Source organism: Sphingomonas sp. GW822-FHT03G08 (assembly GCF_058801135.1).
This window is the reverse complement of the sequence record NZ_JBXAMZ010000001.1, coordinates 980986-1004537: the sequence shown is the minus strand read 5'-3', so window position 1 is coordinate 1004537 and position 23552 is coordinate 980986. Positions and strand designations below refer to the sequence as shown.

Here is a 23552-nt window from a genome sequence, read left to right as displayed (position 1 = left end):
CGCAGGCGGGGATCCATTCTGGCTGACCGAAATGAGTCCCATTGCCTTCAGCGACAATGGATCCCCGCCTGCGCGGGGATGACGATAGAAGGGCGATGCTCTAGGCTTCCCCGAACCCATGCCCGACGCCCTCCACCTCTACACCATCCCCCCGCACCGCGCCTTCGCGGATGCGCTGGCGAACGGGCTGATTCAGCGCTTCGGTAGCGACCCGATGGGCCTCGCCCGCGGCCTCGTCCTGCTCCCCAACAACCGCGCCAAGAAGGCGATCCAGGACGCGTTCGTCCGCGCCAGCGGCGGCGGCCTGCTGCTGCCCCGCCTCGTCGCGGTCGGCGATCCCGAGCTCGACGAAGCGGTGTTCGATGCCGCCGCCGATCCCGATCCCGTGCCTCCCGCGGTCACCCCGCTCCAGCGCCAGCTCATCCTCGCGCGCCTCATCCAGCAGGCCGAACCCCGCCACGACGCCGCCGAAGCCGTCCGCCTCGCCGGCGAGCTTGCCGAGACGCTCGACCAGCTGCTGATCGAGGAAGTCCCGCTCACCCGCCTGACCGATCTCAAGTTCGAAGGCGAGTTGCAGAGCCATTGGGACAAGTCGCTCAACCTGTTCCGCATCGTCCTCGAGCGCTGGCCCGGCGAACTCGCCCGGCTCGGCCGCATCGATCTCGCCGATCGCCGCCGGAGGCTGATCGACAAGGTGGCGAAGCGCTGGACCGCCAATCCGCCGCAAGGTTTTGTCTGCGCCGCCGGCATCACCGCCAGCGCGCCGGCGATCGCCCGGCTCCAGCGCGTCGTCGCCGGGCTGCCCCAGGGCATGGTCGTCCTCCCCGATCTCGCCATCGCCATCTCGGAGGCCGAGTGGGACATGCTCGGCCCGCACGCGCCCGATCCCGTCACCGGTCGCCGCAAGCGCAACCTCGAGACCCATCCGCAATTCCACCTGAAACTCTTGCTGGAGCGGATGTCGGTCCACCGCAGCGAGTTCGATCCGTGGATGTTCGCCAGCGAGCATGACGCCGCGCCCTCGCGCAGCAAGGCGATCGCCTCGGCGATGCAGCCGCCCGAACTCACCCATGGCTGGACCACGCTCCCCGAGCATGAGCGCCGGCTCGACGGCGTCCGCGTCCTCGAAGTCGCCACGCCCGCCGAGGAAGCCCAGGCGATCGCCCTCGCGCTCCGCCAGGTGCTGGAGACCCCCGAGCGCACCGCCGCGCTGGTCACGCCGGACCGCGCGCTTGCCCGCCGCGTCGCCGCGCACTGCGCCCGCTGGGGCATCACCGTCGACGATTCCGCCGGCCAGCCGCTGTCGATCCTGCCGCCGGGCACCTTGCTGCTCGCGCTCGCCGACGCTGCTGCCCAGCGCTTCGCCCCGCTGCCGTTGCTCACCCTGCTCAAGCATCCGCTGGTGATGCCCGAGGCGCGCACCGAATGGCTGGAAGGCGCCCGCCTGCTCGATCGTGCGCTGCGTGGTCCACGCCCCGCGCCGGACCTTGCCGGCATCGATCGCCATCTGGCCGAGCAGGAGGGCAGGGACGCGCCGATCCGCAAGGCGGCGCAGGCCTGGTGGCCGACCGCCAAGGCGCTGCTCGCCCCACTCGAAGCCGCATTCGGCGCCGGCACCCAGCCGATCCCCGCCTTGCTCGCGGCGCTGCGCGAAACCGCCCAGGCGCTGGGCGGCGATCCGCTATGGAGCCGCGCCGAGGGCCGCGCTGCCGCGACCCTGCTCGACGATCTCGAACGCGAAGCGGTGGACGGCCCCCAGCGCGCCGACCCCGAAACGCTCGCCCCGATGCTGCGCACGCTGATGGACGGCATCGCGGTGCGCCCGCCCCAGGGCGGCCATCCGCGCCTCGCCATTCTCGGCCAGCTCGAAGCGCGCCTGCAGACCGCCGACCTGATGATCCTGTCGGGCCTCAACGAAGGCGTCTGGCCAAGTCTGCCCGCGCCCGACCCCTGGCTCGCCCCGCGCATCCGCGCCGAGCTCGACCTGCCGGGCCTCGAACGCCGCATCGGCCTCGCCGCCCACGACCTTGCCGGCGCGCTCGGCGCCCCCGAAGTGCTGCTCACCCGCGCCCGTCGCGACGCCACCGCGCCGACGATTGCCTCGCGCTTCTGGCTGCGCCTCGAAGCACTGTCCGGAGGCCTCGATCGCGGGCTCGATCTCGCCGCCTGGGTTCGCGCAATCGACAATCCCGGCATCCATGAGTACGCCAAGCAGCCTGCGCCAAAGCCTCCGGTGGAAGCCCGCCCCAAGGCGATCTCGGTCACCGAAGTCGATCGGTTGAAGGCCGATCCCTATGCCTTTTACGCCCGCCGCATGCTCAAGCTCGCGCCGCTCGATCCGGTCGATGCCGATCCCAGCGCGGCGTGGAGGGGCACGGCAGTACATGACGTTCTTCAGAAATGGTTCGAGCTCGATAATTGCGATCCGGCCAGGCTCCGTGCCCGCGCCGAGGCGATGCTGGTCGATGAGCGCACCCATCCGATGATGCGCGCGCTCTGGCAGCCGCGCCTGATGGAAGCGATCGACTGGATCGCCCGCCAGATCGCCGAGAGCCCGGACCGCAAGGTGCTCGCGGTCGAGCTCGACGGCGATATCGAGTTCGAAGGGGTGAAGCTGCGCGGCAAGTTCGATCGCATCGATCGCCTGGCCGATGGCAGCCTCGCGATCATCGACTACAAGACCGGCCAGCCTCCCAGCACTCGCGCCGTCCGCGCCGGGTTCAGCCTGCAATTGGGTCTGCTCGGCCTGATCGCCGAGCGTGGCGGGTTTGCCGACATCGAGGGCATCGCGCGTGCCTTTGAGTACTGGTCGCTCGCCCGCTCCCCGCGCACCGGCGGCTTCGGCTATGTCGACAGCCCCGTCGATCCCAAGAAGAAGGAGCCGATCCCGGTCGAGGATTTCGTCGACCTCGCCGCGCACCATTTCGCCGACGCGGTGCGGATGTGGCTCACCGGCGACGAGCCCTTCACCGCCAAGCTCCACCCCGAATATGCGCCCTATGCCGAGTATGACCAGCTGATGCGGTTGGACGAATGGTATGGCCGTGAGTGAGTTGCGCTCAAGCCTCACCCTTCCGCCGCCTTTGGCGGCTCCCTCCCTCTCCCAAAGGGAGAGGGATTTCTCTCCCGCTCCCCTTGGGAGCGGGAAGGGGCCCATCGCGCCAGCGATGGGAAGGGTGAGGGTGACCGAAGGTACCGAAAATGTCTGAAGTCCGCCCCCTCCACAAACTCAAGGGCAACCAGAAGGCCGCCAGCGATCCCGGCCGACATATCTGGCTCTCCGCCTCGGCCGGCACCGGCAAGACCCAGGTGCTCGCCGCGCGCGTCTGGCGGCTGCTGCTCGGCGGCACCGATCCCGGCGCGATCCTCTGCCTCACCTTCACCAAGGCGGGCGCGGCGGAAATGTCCGAGCGGATCACCAGTCGGCTCGCCCGCTGGGTGCGCGCGTCGGACGCCGAACTCGCCGCCGACCTCGAAGCGCTGGGCGAGAACATCTCGCCTGCGGGCCGCGAAAAGGCCCGCCAGCTCTTCGCCAAGGTGCTCGACGCGCCGGGCGGCGGCATCCGTATCCAGACGATCCACAGCTTCTGCCAGTCGCTGCTCGCCGCCTTCCCGATGGAAGCCGGCCTCGTCCCAGGCTTCCGTCCGCTCGATCAGCGCGAGGAAGCCGTGCTCTCCCGCGAGGCGCTGGCCGAGATGCTGGTCGATGCCGAACGCGATGGGCGCGGCTGGATCGTCGATGCGGTCGGCGCGCTGTCGCTGCGGCTGGGCGAGGGCAAGGCCGAGGATTTCCTCAAGGCCTGCGCCCGCGAAGGCGAAGCGCTTGCCGCACTGCCGATCCTGATCCAGCCCTATCTGCGCGAAGCCCTTGGCCTGCCGCTCGGAGACGTGGACGCCGAGATCGCCCGCCGGTGCGCCGACGACAGCTTCGACCTCGCCAGCCTGCGCGCGCTCACCGTGATGAACGCGGATTGGGGCACGGGCAGGGGGCTCGAGCGCGCCGACATCGCCGCAGCCTGGCTCGGCAGGAGCCCGGAGGCCCGCGCCGCCAGCCTCGCCGATCTCCATTCGATCTGGGCCACCGCCAAGGGCGAGCCGCGCTCGTTCGGCAAGGGCCAGGCCCCGCAGGACCCGTCTTACGCCGACTACGCCATGCGGCTGTTCGACAGCTGCAGCCAGCTGCTCGGCATGAAGACCCAGGCGGCGTACGCGGACCTGCTCGCCCGCGGGCTGGAGGCCGGCCGCGTCTATGCCGAGACCTATGGCCAGGCGAAGCGCCGCCTCGGCGCGGTCGACTTCAACGACCTTATCCACCGCACGGTCGCGCTGCTCGCCGAGCCGGGCATGGGCGAGTGGGTGCGCTTCAAGCTCGATACCGCGACCGAGCATGTCCTGATCGACGAGGCGCAGGACACCAATCCCCAGCAATGGGCAATCGTCAGCGCGATCGCCGACGAGTTCTTTGTCGGCGAGGGCGTCCGCGCCACGACGATGCGCACGCTGTTCACCGTCGGCGACTACAAGCAGGCGATCTTCGGCTTCCAGGGCACCGATCCGATCTTCTTCCGCGCCGCCTTCGAGCGTTTCCTCGCGCTGTCGCGGGTCGAGGCCGATCCCGACTACGAATTCGACGAGGACAAGCCCGAGCCCCGGGAAGTCGAGGAGCTGTCGCTCACCCACAGCTTCCGCTCGACCCGGCCGGTGCTCGAATTCGTCGATGCCGCGCTCGGCGCGCTGCCCGCGCCCGGCATGGGCGAGCTGTCGGACAGCCAGGAACATGCCAGCGAAGTGCCGGGACCCGGCACCGTCACGCTCTGGCCGCCGGTCACCGAGGGCGGCAGCGAGGCGGACGAGGAGGAATGGGTCAGCGATGCCACGCGCGAGCTGGCCGGGCGCATCGCGCGGCAGGTCCGCGAATGGTGGCAGGGCGGCATGATGCTGGAGAGCAAGGGTCGTCCGCTCCAGCCCGAGGATGTGATGATCCTGGTCAAGCGCCGCGGCGAGCTGGCCTCGCTGATCGTCGCGCGGCTCTATGCCGAGGGCGTGCCGGTGGCCGGCGTCGATCGCCTGCGGCTGAATGCGCCTTTGGCGGTGCAGGACCTGCTCGCCGCGATCCGCTTCGCGCTCCAGCCAGAGGACGATCTGTCGCTCGCCTCCCTGCTCGTGTCCCCCTTGATCGGCTGGACTCAGGAGGAGCTAATGGACGCTTCTGTCCGCACCAGTGGCGGACTCTGGCGTCACCTGCGTCGAACCCAGCCCGAGGAGCGCCTCGCGCCGCTCTATGCACTCCTCGCACGCGCTGACATCGCCACCCCCTATCGCTTTCTGGAAGAAATACTTTCCGGTCCGCTGGATGGTCGCCGCAAGCTGTTGCGGCGGCTGGGCGAGGAAGCCCGCGATCCGATCGAAGAACTGCTCAATGCGACGCTCAATTTCGAAAAGGTTGCGACCCCGTCCTTGCAGCGATTCCTCGACTGGTTCGATCGTGGCGATGTCGAGATCGTCCGCGATGCGGCCCAGCCCCAGGCGGCGGTACAGGTGATGACCGCCCACGGCGCCAAGGGCCTGCAGGCGCCTTTGGTCATCCTTGCGGACGCCACCGTCGATCCCACGCGCTCCCCGCGTGACTTTCTGGGATGGGAACCGTCTGGTGCGTCCGGAAAGCTGCCCATCTTCCGGCCCCGCGCCGCTGAGCGCGGCGTGCTGGCCGAAGTCATCGAAACGGCCGATGCGCGTGAACTTAGTGAACATTGGCGTCTATTCTATGTGGCAGCCACCCGCGCCGAGGAAAAGCTGGTCGTTGCCGGGGCTTTGGGCCCCATGGCCAAGGGCGTGCCCCCGGCAAAGAGTTGGTACGCCGCCAGCGCCGCCGCCCTCGACGCGCTCGGCGTGCCCGAGGGAGAAGTACGCGAATTCAAGGGCTTGAAGCCCCAGCCGCCGGTGGCGGTGAAGCCGCGCCCGGCCGAGGTCGCGGCCGAGGTGGCGCGGCTCCCCGACTGGGCCCGCCGCCCGGCGCCCGAGGAAGCCCGCCCGCCGCGTCCCCTCGCGCCGTCGTCGCTGGGTGACGATGCGGTCGCCGATCCGCCCCCTACGCCGGCCCTCAGGGCGGCGGCGGAGCGCGGCCGTCTCCTCCATGCGCTTTTCGAGCGATTGCCGTCGGTTAGCCCTTCGGATCGCCATGCCGCAGCCGAGCGCTGGCTGGCCGGGGCAGGCGGCGTGGCCGATGCCGCCCTCAGGGCGGAACTGGTCACGGCAGCCCTGGGCGTCACCGAGAACCCCGATTTCGCCGCGCTTTTCGGACCTGATTCCCTCGGCGAGGCCCCGATCGCGGCCGTGGTGGGAGAGGGCGTGGTCGTCTCCGGCACGGTCGATCGGCTCGTGGTCACGCCGGAGAATGTCCGGGTGATCGACTTCAAGACCGGCCGCCGCGCCCCCGCGACACTGGCCGAGATCCCGCCCTATCACCTCCGCCAGATGGCCGCCTATGTCGCTGCGCTCAGGGTGATTTTTCCCGGGCGCACGGTCGAGGCCGGGTTGCTCTACGCGGCGGGCCCGGTCCTCCATCTGCTGCCCGAGGAGGTGCTGGCGGCGCACAAGCCCGGCTTCGTGCCCACGGAGCAAAGCTTGGCCCTGCGCGCTTGACCCTGCGCGGGTCGATCATAGATTAGACCCCGACATCGTATCAGGAGTTCTTCCATGGCCACCAAGGCTACCACCGACGCCACATTCGCAACCGACGTTCTCGAGTCCGGCAAGCCCGTGCTCGTCGATTTCTGGGCGGAGTGGTGCGGCCCCTGCAAGATGATCGCCCCCGCGCTCGAGGAACTCGGCGAGGAGCTGGCCGATCAGGTGCAGATCATCAAGATCGACATCGACGAGAATCCCGATGCCCCGACCAAGTATGGCGTGCGCGGCATCCCCACGATGATCCTGTTCAAGGACGGCCAGCCGGCCGCCACCCAGGTCGGCGCAATGCCGAAGAGCGCGATCAAGCAGTGGGTGCAGAGCAAGCTCTGAGCTGATTGCATCCCGGTCCGGCAGGAGCTGGACCGGGAGCCCGCCGATCAGCTGCGGTAATCCGCGTTGATCGAGATGTATCCGTGCGTCAGGTCGCAGGTCCACACGGTGGCGCGGCCTTCGCCCAGCCCGAGCTCGACCCCGACTTCGATCTCGCGGCCCTTGAGGTGCTCGGCAACCGGCGCCTCGTCATAGCCTTCCACCGCCAGCCCATCGCGGGCCACCTGGGTGGCCCCGAAGCGGATCGCCAGCTTGTCGCGCTCGGCAGGCTCGCCCGCCTTGCCCACGGCCATCACCACGCGACCCCAATTGGCGTCCTCGCCGGCGATCGCGGTCTTCACCAGCGGCGAATTGGCGATCGACATCGCGATGCGGTGGGCGCTCGCGTCGCTCTCGGCGCCTTCCACCGTGATCTCGATCAGCTTCTGCGCGCCTTCACCGTCGCGCACGACGAGCAGCGCCAGCTGGTGGCAAAGGTCCTTGAGCGCGGCCCGGAAGGCGTCGGCGCCCGCATCCTCGTCGCTCGCCAGCACCGCGTTGCCCGCGCTGCCGGTGGCGAAGGCCAGCACGGTGTCGCTGGTCGAGGTGTCGCCGTCCACGGTGATGCACGAGAAGCTCTTGCCATTGGCGTCGCTCAGCGCGGTCTGCAGGAAGGCGGGGTCGACCGCCGCATCGGTGAAGATGAAGCCGAGCATCGTCGCCATGTCCGGCGCGATCATGCCCGATCCCTTGATGATCCCCGCCAGCTGCACGGTCTTGCCGCCCACCACCGCGCGGGTCACTGCGCCCTTGGCGAAGGTGTCGGTGGTCATGATCGTCGCGGCGGCGTCCTCCCAGCCGCACGGCTCGGCGGTGAAGGCGTTGTCGAGCCCGGCCTCGGCCTTGTCGATCGGCAGCGGCACGCCGATCACGCCGGTGGAGGCGACGAACACGTCGGAGGGCTGGCAGCCGAGATGCGCGGCGGCGCGGGCGGCGATCGCCTCCACGGCGGCGCGGCCGCGATTGCCGGTGAAGGCGTTGGAGTTGCCGGCATTGACCACAAGCGCCCGTGCGGTGCCCAGCGGCAGCGCCTTGCGGCACCATTCCACCTCCGGCGACGGGCATTTGCTGCTGGTCAGCACGCCTGCCACCGCCGTGCCCGGCGCCAGCTCGACAAAGGTCAGGTCGCAGCGGTCCCAGTTCTTGTAGCGCGCCCGCGCCACGCGCGTGGTCACGCCGGGGATCACCGGCAGGGCGGGGAAGGGCAGCGCGAGCGGGGAAGGTTCGATGGACATGGGCCAACCTGTTGCTAAGTTGCCGACCGCTTCGGGCAAGCGGGGGGAAAGATCAATGGTTTTGGGGGCAAGTGTGTCGGTGATCCTGGCGACGGCGCTCGCCGCGCAGGACGCGGGGGCGAGCGCCGAGCCGAAACCGACGCCGATCACGCCGCTGCGGTGGCTGAGCGATGACGATTATCCCACAAAGGCATTTGCCCAGCACGCCAATGGGACGACGGGCTTCCTGCTCCGCGTGGATGCCACCGGCAAGGTGACGGACTGCCGCGTCGCCGCGACATCGGGTTTCATAGAGCTAGATCAGACCACCTGCGGGGTCCTGCTGGCACGCAGCAAGTTTCAGCCGGCCCGCGATGCAAGCGGCGTGGCCATCGTCAGTATCTACAAGGGCAGCTTCACCTGGAAGTTCCCCGGCGACAGCGACAAGCGCATAAAGGAAATGCAGCCCGAGCCGCTCGGCATTGAGCTGAACCTCAAGAAGATCCCGACGGGTTATGAGCGCCCCGCCTTGCTGCGCGTGCATTTCACCACCGAAGGCAAGCCGGATTCATGCCGCGCGGAGGTCAGCAGCGGCAGCGTCCCGCTCGACAAGGTCGCGTGCGACCAGGCGATGGCGCAGGCTGTGCGCCCCGATCCCCGTCCGGACGGACTGCGGCCGGATACCCGCATGGTGCTGGTTTCCGTCGATGTGCCCAAGGCACCCTGACCAATCGCGGTTAAGTGTGTCGAAGGTACGAAGGAGCGCGTAGACAAAGGTCCAGTACCCGTTACCAATGCGCCGGTACCTAGGGACCGGTACCTAAGAGAATCGAGAGGGAAAAATGATCTTCGCTACCCTGCTGGCGCTTGCCGGCCAGACTGCTGCGCCGGCTCCGATCATGACGATTACGGTGCAGAAACTTCCGGCCACCTATACCAAGGCGCCGATCGTTCATCTCGATTTTACCAGCAAGGGCACGGTTTCGACGTGCACGCTCGAGCAGTCCAGCGGCAGCCCGGGCATCGACAAGGTTGCCTGCCAGCAGGTGCAGAGCCTGACCTTGCCGGTCGAGAAGGGCAAGGCACCGGAATCGCGCTCGGCCGCGGTCGAGTTCGTCACGGGAGCTCCGGCGAAGTAGCGTGAAGTCAGTTCCGTGCGGAAGTCCAATTGGGGGGGCAGCGGCAGGGAGAATTTATGCATACCGAGCTTCAGAAAATTGAAGGTGAATTCACGCAGCGTGCCGCGACCGAATCCGATAACGACGCGAAGCTCCATGCCCTGGCCAGGGCACGCTTTGCCGAGGGCGGATTCGGGCCGCAGTGGAACTATCATTCGATGGTGTTCCTCAAGCGGCAGGTAATCTCGCGGATTCTCTATCAGGACATGCTCTACCGTCAGATCCTCGATGTGCCCGGGGTCATCTGCGAATTTGGGGTGCACTGGGGCGCGACCATGTCGTTGCTCGTCAATCTGCGCGGCATGTATGAGCCGTTCAATCACAGCCGCCGCATCGTCGGCTTCGACACGTTCAGCGGCTTTGTTGGCGTCGACGCCAAGGATGGCGGCTTCTCCAATGCGGGCGATTATTCGACGTCGCAGGGATATGAGGCGCAGCTCGCCGAGCTGCTCTCGCTGCATGAGAGCTTCTCGCCGATCCCGCAGATCCAGAAATATGAGCTGGTGAAGGGCGATGTGAGTGCCACGCTGCCGGACTGGCTGGAGAAGAACCCCCAGGCGGTCGTCTCCATGGCGATATTCGACATGGACGTGTTCAAGCCGACCCGCGACGCGCTCGAGCTGGTGCTGCCACGCCTCACGCGTGGTTCCCTGCTCGTGTTCGACGAGCTCAATTGCCCGCATTTCCCGGGGGAAACGCGAGCACTCGATGAGATCGTCGGGATCGGCAATCTGCGCCTGCGTCGCTTCCCGCATCAGCCCTATTGTGCCTGGGCGGTATGGGGCGAGTGACCCGGCAGCGGCGTGGCGACACGTCCGGCCGAGCTTTTAGTTAGACGAATGCCATAGCAGTCACTATGTCTGTGTTGCGCCCGCCTGGCTGGCGGGCGCTAGTCACGTCACAGAGATTGCTTTGGAACTGCTGCTTCTCCTGACTGCCTTCCTCGCGAGCCTGACCGGCATCGGTCAGGCCGATCGCGGTGGAATCCGGCAGGTCCAGGGCATCGCGGTGGTCCAGGCGGCCCAGTCGGCTCAGGCTGCGGTGCTTCCGGCCCGCCGCGCTGCGCCGGCACCCGCAGTGCCGCTCCTTCGCCCCGAAAAGGCCAGGCCGCTTGCGGCCGTGCAGACCGCGCTTGTCGCGTCGCACCTGCCTTTCGAGCGCCGGCTCGAATGAGCTTTTTTGCGGCCCGCTGAAACGCGGAGCCGCACTTTTCCGTTTCCGCATCCAAACGGGCGCTGGCGCATTGCCTGCGCGCCCGTCCGACCACCTTAAGACATAGACTGGAAAATCCATGCTCGGCGGTTTTGCCAAGACCCTGTTCGGTTCCTCGAACGATCGCTACGTCAAGTCGCTCGACGGTATCGTCAAGAAGATCGCCGGCTTCGAGCCCGCGCTGCAGGCGATGAGCGACGAGGAACTCGCGAACCAGACCGTGAAGTTCCGCGAGCGCCTCGCCAATGGCGAGAAGCTCGACGCGCTGCTCCCCGAAGCTTTCGCCACGGTGCGCGAGGCGGCCAAGCGCGTGCTCGGCCAGCGCCACTATGACGTGCAGATGGTCGGCGGCATCGTGCTCCACCGCGGCGAGATCGCCGAGATGCGCACCGGCGAGGGCAAGACCCTGGTCGCCACGCTCGCCACCTATCTCAACGCGCTGCCGGGCGACGGCGTGCACGTCGTCACCGTCAACGACTATCTCGCTTCGCGTGACGCGGACTGGATGGGGCGCGTCTATCGTTTCCTCGGGCTCACCACCGGCGTGATCATTCCGAACCTGTCGGATCATGAGCGCCGCGAGGCCTATGCCGCGGACATCACCTACGGCACGAACAACGAATTCGGCTTCGACTACCTCCGCGACAACATGAAATATGATCGCGCGTCGATGACGCAGCGCCCTTTCAACTTCGCGATCGTCGATGAAGTCGACTCGATCCTGATCGACGAGGCGCGCACGCCGCTGATCATCTCGGGCCCGACCGACGACAAGTCCGAGCTCTATATGGGCGTGGACGTGGTCGTGAAGCAGCTCGTGCCCGAGGATTACGAGAAGGACGAGAAGCAGCGCACCATCGTGCTGACCGAGGATGGCACCGAGAAGGTCGAGCGCATGCTCGAGGCCGCCGGTCTGCTCCAGGGCGCCAATCTCTATGACTTCGAGAACACCCAGGTCGTCCACCACCTGAACCAGGCGCTGCGCGCGAACGTGATGTTCAAGCGCGACATCGACTATATCGTGAAGGACGACAAGGTCGTCATCATCGACGAGTTCACCGGCCGCATGATGGATGGCCGCCGCTGGTCGGACGGCCTGCACCAGGCGGTGGAAGCCAAGGAAGGCGTCAACATCGAGCCCGAGAACCAGACGCTCGCCTCGATCACCTTCCAGAACTATTTCCGCATGTACCCGAAGCTGGGCGGCATGACCGGCACCGCGGCGACCGAGGCGCCGGAGTTCTTCGACATCTACAAGATGAACGTCGTCACCATCCCGACCAACCTGCCGGTGCAGCGCGTCGACGAGGAGGACGAGTTCTACAAGACGCTCGACGAGAAGTTCGCGGCGATCGCCAAGAAGATCAAGCTGCACTCCGCCAAGGGCCAGCCGGTGCTGGTCGGCACCGTCTCGATCGAGAAGAGCGAGATGCTCTCCGAGTTCCTGGAGAAGGAAGGCGTGGAGCATAGCGTGCTCAACGCCCGCCAGCACGAGCATGAAGCGCATATCGTCGCGCAGGCGGGTCGCCTGGGTGCGGTGACCATCGCCACCAACATGGCCGGCCGCGGTACCGACATCCAGCTGGGCGGCAACCTCGAATTCCGCGTCCATGACGAGCTTTCCGAAATGGAGGAAGGCCCCGCCAAGGAAGCGGCGATCCAGCAGATCAAGGCCGAGATCGATGCCGAGAAGCAGAAGGTGAAGGAAGCCGGCGGCCTGTTCGTGCTCGGTACCGAGCGCCATGAGAGCCGCCGCATCGATAACCAGCTGCGTGGCCGCTCGGGTCGCCAGGGCGATCCGGGCCTGTCGCGCTTCTACCTCAGCCTTGACGACGATCTGCTGCGCATCTTCGGTTCGAACACGCTGTTCGCCAAGATGATGCGCAACAATATCGAGGATGGCGAGGCGATCGGCTCGAAGTGGTTGTCCAAGGCGATCGAGACCGCGCAGCGCAAGGTCGAGGCGCGCAACTACGACATCCGCAAGCAGGTCGTCGAATATGATGACGTGATGAACGACCAGCGCAAGGTGATCTACGAGCAGCGCGCGGACATCATGGATGCCGAGACGGTGGGTGACGTCGTCGCGGACATGCGCGCGGAAACGGTCAACGCCATTGTCGGCGAATATTGCCCGCACGGCTCCTACCCCGAGCAGTGGAAGGTCGAGGAGCTCAAGGAGAAGCTGGTCGGCACCCTCAACGTCGAGGCGCCGGTCGATCAGTGGATCCGCGACGAAGCGCAGATCGAGCCGGAAATGGTCGAGGAGCGCATCCGCACCGCGGCCGACCAGCTGGTCGAAGCCAAGGCGGCCGACCTCGAGCCCGAGACCTGGAGCCAGATCGAGAAGTCGATCCTGCTGCAGAATCTCGACCACCACTGGAAGGAGCATCTCGCGATGCTCGATGCGCTCCGCCAGGTCGTCCATCTGCGTGCCTATGCCCAGAAGACGCCGATCAACGAGTACAAGCACGAAGCGTTCGCGATGTTCGAGCGCATGCTCGGCCAGATCCGCGAGGACGTGACCCGTACGCTCGCCTTTGCCCAGTTCCGCATGGAGCCGGCTCCCGAGCTGCCGCAGCTGCCCGACTTCCTGACCACGCATATCGATCCGCTGACCGGCGACGACGATACCTATGACTATGACGGCGGTGCCGCCGGCCTGGTCACCACGCGGCTGCCGCAGCTGGGGATTCCCCAGCCGTCGCCCGAGGATCTCGGCACCGATCCGGCGCAGTGGGAAGGGCTGGTCAGCCGCAACGCGCCGTGCCCGTGCGGCTCGGGCCGCAAGTACAAGCATTGCCACGGCCAGGTGGCCTGATCCGGTTGGGGCGGACCTTGAGTCCGCCCTCCCAAATCCCGTCATCCCCGCGAAGGCGGGATCCAGAGCCAAGGGCGCATCGCCTGTAACCCTGGATCCCCGCCTGCGCGGGGATAACGATTCCTGGGGACGAGCGGCCTTTCAGATGTCCCCGTTCCCCGGCCTTCGTCGGGGAAGCAGGGTACGAAGTGCGGGACAGGGAGCCGGTTCGATCCTTGCAATGTAGGAGTTCGTCGGCTCGGCTCGGGCAGCCGGTCTCATGGCCGGCGGCTCTTTGATTCCGTTGGAAAAATAGGATCACGCGCGCGCAGGAAAGTTGCGTGATGCGCGGCGACTCCGGGACGTATGTCAGCTTCGGTGCCGCGGAAACCGGCTCTTGGCGTGTACTTCGTGTACTTTCGCGAGTCGTCCTTGCTGCCGGTGTTGGAACGGGCGCGGTTTCAGGCAAAAGAAAAGGGAGGGCTGATCGGCCCCCCCTCTCGAAAGTCCCTCCCGCGCAGGCGGGAGGTTTTTTCGTGCCCGCTTACTTTGCGGTCGGCATCTGGATCGACGGGCCAAGGCGATTGACCACTTCGTGCGCGTCGAAGGCGCGGACATTGTCGGCCGGCTTCGGGCCCTTGCCCATCACCACTTCGGCCATGGCCTCATATTGGGTGACGGTGCGATAGTCCCAGTCGCGATCGCGCCAGAAGGGATCGTCATAGAAGGGATCCCAGCTGCGCCAGCCCCAGCGCGGGCCGCGATAGAAGCGCCACGACGGGCTCCAATAACCCCAGGGACCGCCGCCCCAGCCGGGGCCGCCCCATGCGCCCGGCGTACGGACGACGTCGGTCTTCTTCTCGGTGTCGCGATCCGCGAGCACGAAATAGTCGAAGCCCTGCTGCAGGGTGAGCTCCGCCGCCCGATAGAGCAGGTAGCGCTCGACCGTCTCGCGCGCCGTCAGGCTGTTGCCCGCGAAGCTGACGCGGAAGCGATTGCTTTCGATCTGGGTGTCCGAATAGCCGTTGCGCGCGGCAGTGCCGTTGCCCGTCGCCGGCTGATAGGGGGTCGCGGTCATACAGGCGGACAGCGAGATGCTGCCGGCGAGGATGAGAGCCAGCGCTGCGATCCGGGGGCGCTTGGGAGTTCTCAACATGCTTCTCTCCGAGGGTTAGGTCTGGTCACTGCTATGACGGAACGAACGCGTGCCGACAGGGATGTGTCCGCGACGGAGCGTGCCATAAGTACGATTGACAGCGCCTGAACGGTTACGGGCAACTCACGCGAGTCGTTCGGGAACTTCCATGGCGTCTTCCGCCAGCGTGTCGCGCGGGGCCATCGCCTCCCAGGGGAAGACGAACCAGTCCTTGTCGACCGAACGGTCGATCCGGCGCGAGCGATAATCGACCTGCTGCGACGAGCGGATATTGTCGAGCAGCACGGCGAAGCGGATGCGGCTGGCGATCGCGCCCTCGGTAGCCAGTGCGGCGCGAAGCTCGCCGATCGTCTTGCCGCTGTCGTTGATGTCCTCGACGAACAGCAGCCGGTCGCCGTCGCGCGTCCGCCGGGCGAGCACCGATACCAGTTCCTCGCCGAACTGGGCGATCTTGGTCGAATAGTCGATCGAGACCAGCGGCAGGCCCATGCGGTGCGACAGGAATACCGCCGGCGTCAGCCCGCCGCGGCCGATGCCGACCAGAAGGGTGGGGTTCCAGGCCTCGGCCTCGCCGGCGATGGCGTGGATGCCCGCGACCATCTCCTCGTGTGTGAAATGGGTGAAGACGATGCTCAAGCGTGTTCCTCCGCATAGGCGTCTACCCGGGCGAGATGGGTGGCGACTTCGTCGTCCGAAAGGAACGAGCCCAGGAAAGAGTTGCGCGCCAGCGTCACCAGGTCGCGGCGACTGAGATCGCGGCCCTGCGCGATCGCGCGGTAATTGTCGGCGACATAGCCGCCGAAATAGGCCGGGTCGTCCGAATTGACCGTGGCGCGCAGGCCGAGCTCGAGCATCCGGTCGATCGGATGCACATCGACCGAAGCGACGTTGCACAACTTGACGTTGGACAGCGGGCATACCGTCAGCGTCATCGACGATCGGGCGAGGCGCGCGACCAGCGCGGGATCCTCGAGACTGCGATTGCCATGGTCGAGCCGGTCAACCGCGAGAAGGTCGAGCGCTTCCTCCACATAGGCGGGCGGGCCTTCCTCGCCGGCATGGGCGACGCGCTTGAGGCCCATCGCGGCGGCGGCGGCGAAGACGCGCTCGAACTTGGAGGGCGGATGGCCGACTTCCGAGGAGTCGAGGCCCACGCCGGCGATCCGGTCGATCCAGGGCTGGGCCTGGGTCAGGGTCTTGAAGGCGTCTTCCTCGTCGAGGTGGCGCAGGAAGCAGAGGATCAGCTTCGAGGTGATGCCGAGCCGGCTCTCGGCCTCGTCCATGCCGGCGAGCAGGCCGTTGGCGACTACCCCGAAGGGGATGCCGCGGTGCGTGTGGGTCTGTGGATCGAAGAAGATCTCGGCATGGACCACGCCGTCCTTCGCGACGCGCTCGAAATAGGCGAGGGCGAGGTCGCGGAAATCCTCCTCGGTGCGCAGCACGTCGGCGCCGGCATAATAGATGTCGAGGAAGTCCTGCAGGTTCGAGAACTCATAGGCCGCGCGCACTTCCTCCACCGAGGCGAAGGGGATGGCGACGTTGTTGCGCTGGGCAAAGGCGAACATCTGCTCGGGCTCGAGGCTGCCTTCGATGTGAAGGTGCAGTTCCGCCTTGGGCAGGCCGGCGATGAAAGTGTCGAGGTCTCGCATCGCGGGAACATCGCAGGCGCGCGAGAGAGTCGCAAGGGGAGGGCGCGCCGGTTGCCCTCAGAGGGGATGGGGTGCGGGCAGTCCCTGTTGGCCGGCCCGCCCGGACTCGTCTTCGTCGGGTGGGTCGGCATCCTTGTGATCGTCATTGCTCGAACGTCGCCACGCGCTGGGCGACATGCCGAATTCCGAGCTGAACCACCGAGTGAACGCGGCCGGCGACGTGTAGCCCAGCATCTCGCCGACGGTGGCGAGCGCGTGGACATTGTTGAGCAGGTGGCGGACCACCAGCTCCTTGCGGACCGCGTTCAGCACCGCGCTGAACCCGGTGCCTTCGGCTTCGAGGCGGCGCTGGAGGGTGCGCGGGGAAACGCTGAGATGGCGCGCCACGCTCTCGATCGAGGCGTTGCCCGAGGCGAGCAGGAGGTAGAGCGCCTGGCGGGCGCGGTCCGTCTGGCTCTGTGGCGGGGCCGAAGGGAATTGCGCCTCGAAATAGCTGTTGGCGTATGCGGCAAGGTTGGCGCGGTAGCTCGGATTGCGCGCCCGCAGCGCCTCGCGGCTATAGACGATCCCGTTCACATCGCTCCCGAAGACCACCGGACAGCCCAGTATGCGGTGATGGAATTCCAGCGAGCGGGGGGCGGCATGCATGAAGTGCAGGCAGTCCGGCTTCCACCGTTCGCCGCCGATCTCGGTGAAGGCGCGCGACAGGATCGAGCCTACCGCTTCATGCGCCTGGCGGGGCACGAAGTCGATGTTGCTGATGATCTGGGTCCGCACCAGCGCGCTGTCGCCGGCGAGCTCGAAGTTGAAGGTCAGCAGGTCGCCGAGCAGGTGCTGGTAGCGGACCAGCATGCGGATGGCGTCTTCCAGCGTTTCCTGCTGCTGCAGCACCAGGCTTATGGGGCCGAAGGAGGACAGATCCTGGCGTTCGGCGAGAAGCATCGCGAAATGCGGGCAATTCCCCTCGATGGCCGAGCGTTCGAGGATCGAGGCGATCGCGCCCCTGGGTAGTCTTTCCTCAGGATTGCGAAGTTGTGATGGGCTGACGCCGGTGTCGGCAAGTATGCGATAAGGATCGAGGCCAACGTCCAGGGCGACCGAAACATAGTTCCTCAGTATGGCCGCACGTGCAGACGCCATGCAGGACCCTCCCCATGCCCGGAGTGCATCCGGAACATTGCGAATCCTATGCCTGGTGGCGTGAACTGCCAAGTAGCTGGCGCGAAATGCAAAGCAGTCAGGCGCAGCTTGTCGTATTAATATCGGGGACACCGGTTTCCATGGGCAGGAAACCAGGGGCACGGAGAAAAAAATGGGGTTCGATGGGGTTTCGGCCGCCAGGCGTAACGCTGGCGCCGAAGGTAATGGGCTGCCTGAAGCGCCCGATTCGGTTCGCTTTCCTGCAAATGATTCGCCCCCCGAGCCATGCTCGCCAAGCGATCCTTCCGCACGTGCACGCCTTACCGCGATGAGCGCGATGGCAGCGGCAATGGCGCATGAACTTGCCCAGCCGCTCACCGCGGCCAGCAACTATATGCTGGGCTGCGCCTCGGTCATCCGCCAGCGCATCCACGGGCTGGAGGAACTGCTCGGCTTCATCGAGGACGCCGCGGCCCAGACCGCGCGGGCGTCGGACATCGTGCTGCGGATGCGCACCTTCGTGAAGACGGGTCGCGTCGATGTGCGCCCGGAATGCCTGGTCGAGATGCTCGACGCCGTCAGCGCCCGGCTTTCGTGCCTTGAAGATGTCGAGGTGGTTCGCAGCTTCGATCCGGGATCGACCTGCGTGCTTGCCGATCGCATCCAGATCGAGATGGTGCTCTCCAACCTGTTGCTCAACGCCGCGCAGGCGATGTGGAACAGCCCGGTCCGCAAGATCGAGATCTCGAGCTGGACCGAAGGCGAGCGCGTCCGCATCCGCGTGGCGGACACGGGGCCTGGTATTCCCGTCGGCGTGCAGGAGCATCTGTTCGAGCCGATGGTCAGCACCAAGGTGGACGGCACCGGCCTCGGCCTCGCCATCTCGCAGACGATCGTCGACGCCCATGACGGCACGCTGACCATCGAACCTGCCGAGCCGGGGGAGGGCGCCGTGTTCGTTCTCGCCCTGCCGCGTGGACCCGAGTTCATCTGAGTTACCCCCCGAGAGGCCCATCCCCCCACCGGGCCTCTGAAGCCCCGCCCGTCCCCTCACGGGCGGGGCTTTTTCGTTGGAATCGGGAAACGATCTCGGGCGCGTGGAAACGCGAAGAGCCGCATGCGCGATTGCGCTGCGGTGCTGAATGTCTTTGTTTCTGAAGGGTTTGTGGTGGCTCCCTGAGTAGGATTCGAACCTACGGCCGCTCGATTAACAGTCGAGAGCTCTACCGCTGAGCTATCAGGGATCACCATCTTTCCGCGCGGTGAACCGCGGCGGAGGCGGCCCTATGCAGCGGGTTTTCGAGGATTGCAAGGGGTCAGGCGACGAATTGTTCCATCGTAATGCGATCATCGAGCGCATGCTCGGGATCGAAGAGCAAGGTGAGGTCGCGGTGGTGGTCGATTTCGATATCGACGCGGGCCACATCGCGCACTTCGCGCTGGTCCGCGACCGCGCTGACCGGGCGCTTGTCGGCCTCCAGCACGCGAATCGTGATTCGCGCCTTGTCGGGCAGGATGGCCCCGCGCCAGCGCCGGGGACGGAAGGGGCTGATCGGCGTCATCGCCAGCATGCCCGAGCCCAGCGGCAGGATCGGTCCCTGGACCGAGAGGTTGTACGCGGTCGAGCCCGCAGGCGTGGCGATCAGCATGCCGTCGCACACCAGCTCGGGCAGCACCACGCGATCGTTGACCGTGACCTCGAGCTTCGCCGTCTGGCGCGTCTCGCGCAGGAACGAGACTTCGTTGATCGCCGGCAGCTCGAATCGCTCACCTGTGGTGTTGACCGCGTGCATCTTGAGCGGGCTGACCTTGAACGGCTTGGCGCGGGCCAGCCGCTCGTCCAGCCCTTCACGGCGCCAGTCGTTCATCAGGAAGCCGACCGTGCCGAGGTTCATGCCGAACACCGGCAGGTTGCGGCGGCCTTCGAGCAGGGTGTGGAGGGTCTGGAGCATGAAGCCGTCGCCACCCAGGGCGACGATCGATTCGGCCTGGTCCAGCGGCACCCATTCATAGGCCTCGCGCAACTCGTCCGCGGCGAGCTGGGCGGGTTCGGTGGGGGAAGCGAAAAGCGCGCGCAACTGGCTCATCCGCCGGTGACACTCATGTGGCGACGCGTGGCCGGAGCAGCCCCGGCGGCGATGCGGAAATCATGCCGGGCAGGCTTTCGGCGAAGCGAATCATCTATCGCCGCGTCCAGGGCGAGGGATTCGGAACTGCGGAGGGCGGCTTTCAAATCCACGCCTTCATCGTGGCCCAGGCACATATAGAGCTTTCCGTCGGTGGCGAGGCGGACGCGGTTGCAGCCGTCGCAGAAATTGGCGGTGAGCGGGGTGATCAGGCCCAGCCGCGTGTCCGAGCCCGCGACGCGCCAATAGCGCGCGGGGCCGCCGGTGCGATGCGTATCGGGCACGAGATCGAAGCGATCGCGCAGATCGGCGAGCACCCCGCCCAGCGGCAGGAAGCGATCCACCCGATCCTCGTCGATCTGGCCGAGCGGCATCGTCTCGATCAGGGTGAGGTCCATGCCGCGCTCGACCGCCCAGGCGAGCATCGGCGCGACCTCGCCCTCGTTCAGCCCCTTGAGCGCGACCATGTTGAGCTTGACCGCAAGCCCGGCATCCTGCGCCGCGGCAATGCCCGCCAATACCTTCGCCACGTCCCCATGCCGGGTGACATGGCGGAAAACCGCGGGATCCCGGCTGTCGAGACTCACATTGACCCGGCGCACCCCGGCATCGCGCAGCGCCGCAGCATGCTCCGCCAGCCGCGTGCCGTTCGTCGTCAGCGTGACTTCGTCCAGCCCCTGGCCGAGATGCCGCCCGACGCGGCGGACCAGCTCGATCGTGTCGCTGCGCACCAGCGGCTCGCCGCCGGTCAGCCGGATCTTGCGCACGCCGCGGGCAATGAAGCGATCGGCGATCAGCGCCAGCTCATCGAGGCTCAGCAATTCACTGCGGGGCAGGAAGCGCATGTCCTCCGACATGCAGTAGCGGCAACGCAGATCGCAGCGATCCGTCACCGAAATCCGCAAATACTGGATCGCGCGGCCATGGGCATCGATCAAGGCGGACGCGGCTGCCATGTAAAGGCAGGTAAGCATGAAGATAGCGGTGGGCAAGCGTTCGCGTTATCGAGGGCGGAATGTCTGAAGATTTCACAGTCATCGAAGGCGCCAATGCAGACGCTGCACCGGTGTTCGTCCTCAGCTTCCGCCAGCGCGACGAAGTCGCGGCGGCAGCGGCGGGAGGCGGCTGGCGGGTCGTGGCGGCCCGGCGATCGGACGCGCTGGAGCGCCGCTTCCTGGGCAGCGGCGCCGCCGTCGCGGTGATCGACGCGCGCGGCGCGCTTTCCGAGGGGCTCGACGCCGCGAAGGTCCTGGGCCCGACGATCGAGGCGCATGGCGCGGCGATGCTGATCCTCGTGTCGCAGAGCGACACGGTGCACATGCGCTATTTCTTCGACGCCGGCGCGACGCATTTCCTGTCGAGCCCAATGTCCTCGGCGGCGATGGCGCATGCGATCCGCTTCGCCCAGCGCCATGTCGAGCGGCTCTCGGGCTGGCATGGCCAGGAAAAGGGGCCGGCCGAGCCGCTCGGCTGGCGCTTCGATCCGGGCATGCGCTCGCTCCAGGTGACGCCGGCGCTGGCGAGCCTGCTCGGCCTGCCCGAGGCACCGGGCACCCGCAGCTTCTTCGCCAAGCTCGATCTTGCCGACCGGGTGCTGGCACGCAGCGCGCTGCGCCGCCTCAATGCCGAGACCCCGTCCACCGCGTTCGCGCACGACCTGGCCGGCGTCGGGCGGGTGGTGCAGCACCTGCAATATGACGCGCAGACCAACCGGCTGCACGCGCTGGTCGAGGCGCTGGGCGTGGCGCCCGATGCCAATGCGGCGGTGCGCGACGCGCTGACCGGCGCGCGCGACGGGCCCAGTGCCCGCCGCTGGATCGACCGCCGGCTGGCCGAGGGCGGCAAGGTGGGCATCGTGCTGATCGGGCTGACGCGGTTCGAGACGGTCAACACCGCCTATGGCCGCACCGTGGGCGACGAGCTGCTGCGCAGCGTCTCGCGCCGGGTGGGCGAAGTGGCGCGCGAGGCGCTCGGCAAGGGCGCGATCGTCGCGCGGATCGGCGGTTCGGAATTCCTGGTCGCCAGCGACGATGCGGATGCCGCGCGGATCGGCACCGCGGCGGCGCGGCTGGAGGATGCGCTGGCCCGGCCCTTCGTCGCGGGCGGCGACATCGCCCCGCTGGGGGCGCGGCTGGTGACCGGGGCGAGCCAGGCGGGAGACACCGCCGCCGCGATGCTGCGCCGGGCGAGCGAGGCACTGCTCGGCGACGTGCCGCTGGAAAAGGGGGCACCTCCGGTCGACGTGCTGGTCGACAGCCTGCACCGGGCGCTGGAGCGCAGCGAGATCGGCGTGCTGTTCCAGCCCCAGGTGGCGATCGCGACCGGGCAGATCATCGGCGTGGAGGCGCTGGCGCGCTGGAACCACCCGGAATTCGGCGAGCTTGGCGCGGAGACCCTGTTCGCGACCGCGGAGCGTGCCGGGCTCGACGCGACCCTGTCCGACCATGTCCAGCGCCGGGCGCTGGCGGCGGCGGCCAACTGGCCGATGTCGCTGAGCAAGCTGCGGCTGTCGATCAACGTCACTGCCGGGGATGTCGCGCGATCGGGGTTCCTCGATGCGCTGCTCGGGCGGATCGATGCGAGCAACTTCCCGCGCAACCGGCTGACGGTGGAGATCACCGAGAGCGGAATCATGTCCGACCTGGGGGAGGCGGCGCGGCTGCTCACCATGCTGCGCGCGGCGGGATGCCGGGTGGCGATCGACGATTTCGGCACGGGCTATTCGAGCCTGGCCTATCTCAAGGCGCTGCCGCTCGACTATCTGAAGATCGACCGCAAGCTGAGCCAGGACATCACGGGATCGGCGCGTGACCGGGTGGTCGTGCGCGGGGTGATCGACATGGCGCGCTCGCTGGGGCTGTCGGTGGTCGCCGAGGGCGTGGAGACGGCCGAGCAGCTCGACCTGCTCGCCAAGGAAGGCTGCCAGTATTTCCAGGGCTATCTGTGCGCCGGTCCGGTGGACGTGCCGGCGCTGGCCCAGCTGGTGAGCCGGGCATGAGCGATCCGCGCGAGATGAGCGGCGTCTGGTATGGCCGCTATGCCAGCACCGGAGGCGACCAGGACAATGGCTTCATCGCCGTGCTCGAGGAAGCGGGCGGAGTGTTCTCCGGATCGATCAGCGAGCCGGACGGGCAGGGCGGCATCCGCAACGCATCGGTTGCCGGGCGGCGGAGCAGCGGGCTGATCCAGTTCGTGAAGCAATATCGCGGCCGGTGGCACCATGCGGTGTTCTACGAGGGCCAGATCGACGATCAGGGCACCGAGGCGAATGGGCGCTGGCGGCTCGACGAAGGCACCACCGGCGGATTCAGCATGGAGCGGGAGAAATTCTCGGTCGAGGAGCTGGAGGCCGAGGAAGAGGAAGTGCTGGAGATCCGATAGGGGGCTCTGCTGTCCATTGCCCATCCTTGCGAATTCTTGTCGTCATCGCCGCGCAGGCGGGGATCCATTCTGGCTGGCCGGGGTGGGACTCATTGCCTTCAGCGACAATGGATCCCCGCCTTCGCGGGGATGGCGGAGGGGGCACTGCCGGAAGACGGAATGGCGGAAGAGAGGAAATGACGAGCGGGGCGTGAGGGGAACGGCTTGGGAGATGGCGGAAAGGGGAGGCCGGTCCATCGGGATCGGCGGCGCGATTTATCCCTCCGGGTCCGCGCCGCGGCCTTCGGTTACGCGGTTGAGGGTGACGCCGGCATAGCGCGCCAGGCTGGCGAGCAGGGCGTTGGTCGCCGGATCGGCGGCGCCTGCGTCCTTCCAATAGGCGCCCATCGCCATGCTCGGGCCCATCAGCCCGATCGGATACATCGACATGCTGCGCACGAAGGTGGGGCGATAGGCGTCCACCGGCACCCGATCATCCTCGTAGATGTCGGGAATGTGGATCGGGCGTGCCTCGAGGATGGCGAGGCCCGAGATGCAATTCTCGATCGGGAAATCCGAGCCTGCCCAGAGCGGGGACATCGCGTCTTCGGCGATATAGGCCACACGATTGCCCGTGCGACGGATCACGGTGACCCCGTCG

Annotated in this window: 19 protein-coding genes and 1 tRNA gene; 11 read left to right on the top strand and 9 right to left on the bottom strand. The window is 67.2% G+C overall.

Going from position 1 to position 23552, the window contains the following annotated elements:
* Nucleotides 1–118 precede the first annotated feature (118 nt).
* The 3 genes from addB (at nucleotide 119) to trxA (ending at nucleotide 7017) form a co-directional block, all read left to right on the top strand.
* On the top strand, nucleotides 119–3052 hold the full coding sequence (gene addB, locus AC1RJ5_RS04350; RefSeq protein ID WP_493111905.1) for a double-strand break repair protein AddB: 2934 nt from the start codon (nucleotides 119–121) through the stop codon (nucleotides 3050–3052).
* Between the two features lie 149 nt (nucleotides 3053–3201).
* Nucleotides 3202–6642: a double-strand break repair helicase AddA gene (gene addA, locus AC1RJ5_RS04345; protein ID WP_493111903.1), complete on the top strand. Its 3441-nt coding sequence runs from the start codon at nucleotides 3202–3204 to the stop codon at nucleotides 6640–6642.
* 54 nt (nucleotides 6643–6696) lie between these two features.
* Nucleotides 6697–7017 carry a thioredoxin gene (gene trxA, locus AC1RJ5_RS04340; protein ID WP_184167254.1) on the top strand — a complete coding sequence of 107 codons (321 nt, stop codon included), beginning with the start codon at nucleotides 6697–6699 and terminating at the stop codon, nucleotides 7015–7017.
* Between the two features lie 47 nt (nucleotides 7018–7064).
* Here trxA and argJ read toward each other — a convergent pair whose 3' ends face one another.
* Entirely contained in the window at nucleotides 7065–8291 is a 1227-nt protein-coding gene (gene argJ, locus AC1RJ5_RS04335; RefSeq protein WP_342251122.1) for a bifunctional glutamate N-acetyltransferase/amino-acid acetyltransferase ArgJ, read from the bottom strand.
* Nucleotides 8292–8364: 73 nt separating this feature from the next.
* On the opposite strand from argJ, the gene AC1RJ5_RS04330 reads away from it, so the two are divergent.
* From AC1RJ5_RS04330 to secA, 5 genes are all read left to right on the top strand, one after another.
* Entirely contained in the window at nucleotides 8365–8997 is a 633-nt protein-coding gene (locus AC1RJ5_RS04330; protein ID WP_269574950.1) for an energy transducer TonB, read from the top strand.
* 115 nt (nucleotides 8998–9112) lie between these two features.
* On the top strand, nucleotides 9113–9409 hold the full coding sequence (locus tag AC1RJ5_RS04325; RefSeq protein WP_342251424.1) for a hypothetical protein: 297 nt from the start codon (nucleotides 9113–9115) through the stop codon (nucleotides 9407–9409).
* A 56-nt stretch (nucleotides 9410–9465) separates the two neighbouring features.
* Complete coding sequence (locus AC1RJ5_RS04320) at nucleotides 9466–10239, top strand: TylF/MycF/NovP-related O-methyltransferase (protein WP_269574952.1); 774 nt, start codon at nucleotides 9466–9468, stop codon at nucleotides 10237–10239.
* Nucleotides 10240–10360: 121 nt separating this feature from the next.
* A complete protein-coding gene (locus AC1RJ5_RS04315) occupies nucleotides 10361–10621 on the top strand; it encodes a hypothetical protein (RefSeq protein WP_269574953.1) in 261 nt (86 codons plus the stop codon).
* Between the two features lie 118 nt (nucleotides 10622–10739).
* A complete protein-coding gene (gene secA / locus AC1RJ5_RS04310) occupies nucleotides 10740–13481 on the top strand; it encodes a preprotein translocase subunit SecA (RefSeq protein ID WP_269574954.1) in 2742 nt (913 codons plus the stop codon).
* A 523-nt stretch (nucleotides 13482–14004) separates the two neighbouring features.
* Here the strand turns inward: secA and AC1RJ5_RS04305 are convergent.
* The 4 genes from AC1RJ5_RS04305 to AC1RJ5_RS04290 all read right to left on the bottom strand — a co-directional run bounded on the left by AC1RJ5_RS04305 (nucleotide 14005) and on the right by AC1RJ5_RS04290 (nucleotide 17405).
* Nucleotides 14005–14616 (bottom strand): CC0125/CC1285 family lipoprotein, encoded by a 612-nt coding sequence (locus tag AC1RJ5_RS04305; RefSeq protein WP_184167233.1) that lies wholly within the window; start codon nucleotides 14614–14616, stop codon nucleotides 14005–14007.
* Between the two features lie 123 nt (nucleotides 14617–14739).
* Entirely contained in the window at nucleotides 14740–15216 is a 477-nt protein-coding gene (locus tag AC1RJ5_RS04300) for a phosphoribosyltransferase (RefSeq protein ID WP_493114636.1), read from the bottom strand.
* Between the two features lie 32 nt (nucleotides 15217–15248).
* Entirely contained in the window at nucleotides 15249–16265 is a 1017-nt protein-coding gene (locus AC1RJ5_RS04295) for an adenosine deaminase (RefSeq protein WP_184167230.1), read from the bottom strand.
* 57 nt (nucleotides 16266–16322) lie between these two features.
* Nucleotides 16323–17405, bottom strand: coding sequence for an AraC family transcriptional regulator ligand-binding domain-containing protein (locus tag AC1RJ5_RS04290; RefSeq protein WP_493111898.1), 1083 nt, complete (start codon nucleotides 17403–17405; stop codon nucleotides 16323–16325).
* 349 nt (nucleotides 17406–17754) lie between these two features.
* Here AC1RJ5_RS04290 and AC1RJ5_RS04285 point away from each other — a divergent pair, with 349 nt between their 5' ends.
* A complete protein-coding gene (locus AC1RJ5_RS04285; protein ID WP_493111896.1) occupies nucleotides 17755–18399 on the top strand; it encodes a sensor histidine kinase in 645 nt (214 codons plus the stop codon).
* Between the two features lie 175 nt (nucleotides 18400–18574).
* On the opposite strand, the gene AC1RJ5_RS04280 is transcribed toward AC1RJ5_RS04285, so the two are convergent.
* From AC1RJ5_RS04280 to moaA, 3 genes are all read right to left on the bottom strand, one after another.
* A tRNA-Asn gene (locus AC1RJ5_RS04280) sits at nucleotides 18575–18649 on the bottom strand.
* A 72-nt stretch (nucleotides 18650–18721) separates the two neighbouring features.
* The gene (locus tag AC1RJ5_RS04275) at nucleotides 18722–19492 is read right to left on the bottom strand and encodes an NAD kinase (RefSeq protein WP_184167221.1); all 771 of its coding nucleotides are present in this window, start codon (nucleotides 19490–19492) and stop codon (nucleotides 18722–18724) included.
* Nucleotides 19489–20505: a GTP 3',8-cyclase MoaA gene (gene moaA / locus AC1RJ5_RS04270; RefSeq protein ID WP_493111894.1), complete on the bottom strand. Its 1017-nt coding sequence runs from the start codon at nucleotides 20503–20505 to the stop codon at nucleotides 19489–19491. Before moaA ends, AC1RJ5_RS04275 begins: the two co-directional genes overlap by 4 nt.
* Nucleotides 20506–20546: 41 nt before the next feature.
* On the opposite strand from moaA, the gene AC1RJ5_RS04265 reads away from it, so the two are divergent.
* Nucleotides 20547–22529, top strand: coding sequence for a putative bifunctional diguanylate cyclase/phosphodiesterase (locus AC1RJ5_RS04265; RefSeq protein WP_184167214.1), 1983 nt, complete (start codon nucleotides 20547–20549; stop codon nucleotides 22527–22529).
* A complete protein-coding gene (locus tag AC1RJ5_RS04260; RefSeq protein ID WP_269574958.1) occupies nucleotides 22526–22912 on the top strand; it encodes a hypothetical protein in 387 nt (128 codons plus the stop codon). Before AC1RJ5_RS04265 ends, AC1RJ5_RS04260 begins: the two co-directional genes overlap by 4 nt.
* Before the next feature lie 255 nt (nucleotides 22913–23167).
* Here the strand turns inward: AC1RJ5_RS04260 and AC1RJ5_RS04255 are convergent, their stop codons facing one another.
* Nucleotides 23168–23539 (bottom strand): hypothetical protein, encoded by a 372-nt coding sequence (locus AC1RJ5_RS04255; protein ID WP_269574959.1) that lies wholly within the window; start codon nucleotides 23537–23539, stop codon nucleotides 23168–23170.
* Nucleotides 23540–23552 lie beyond the last annotated feature (13 nt).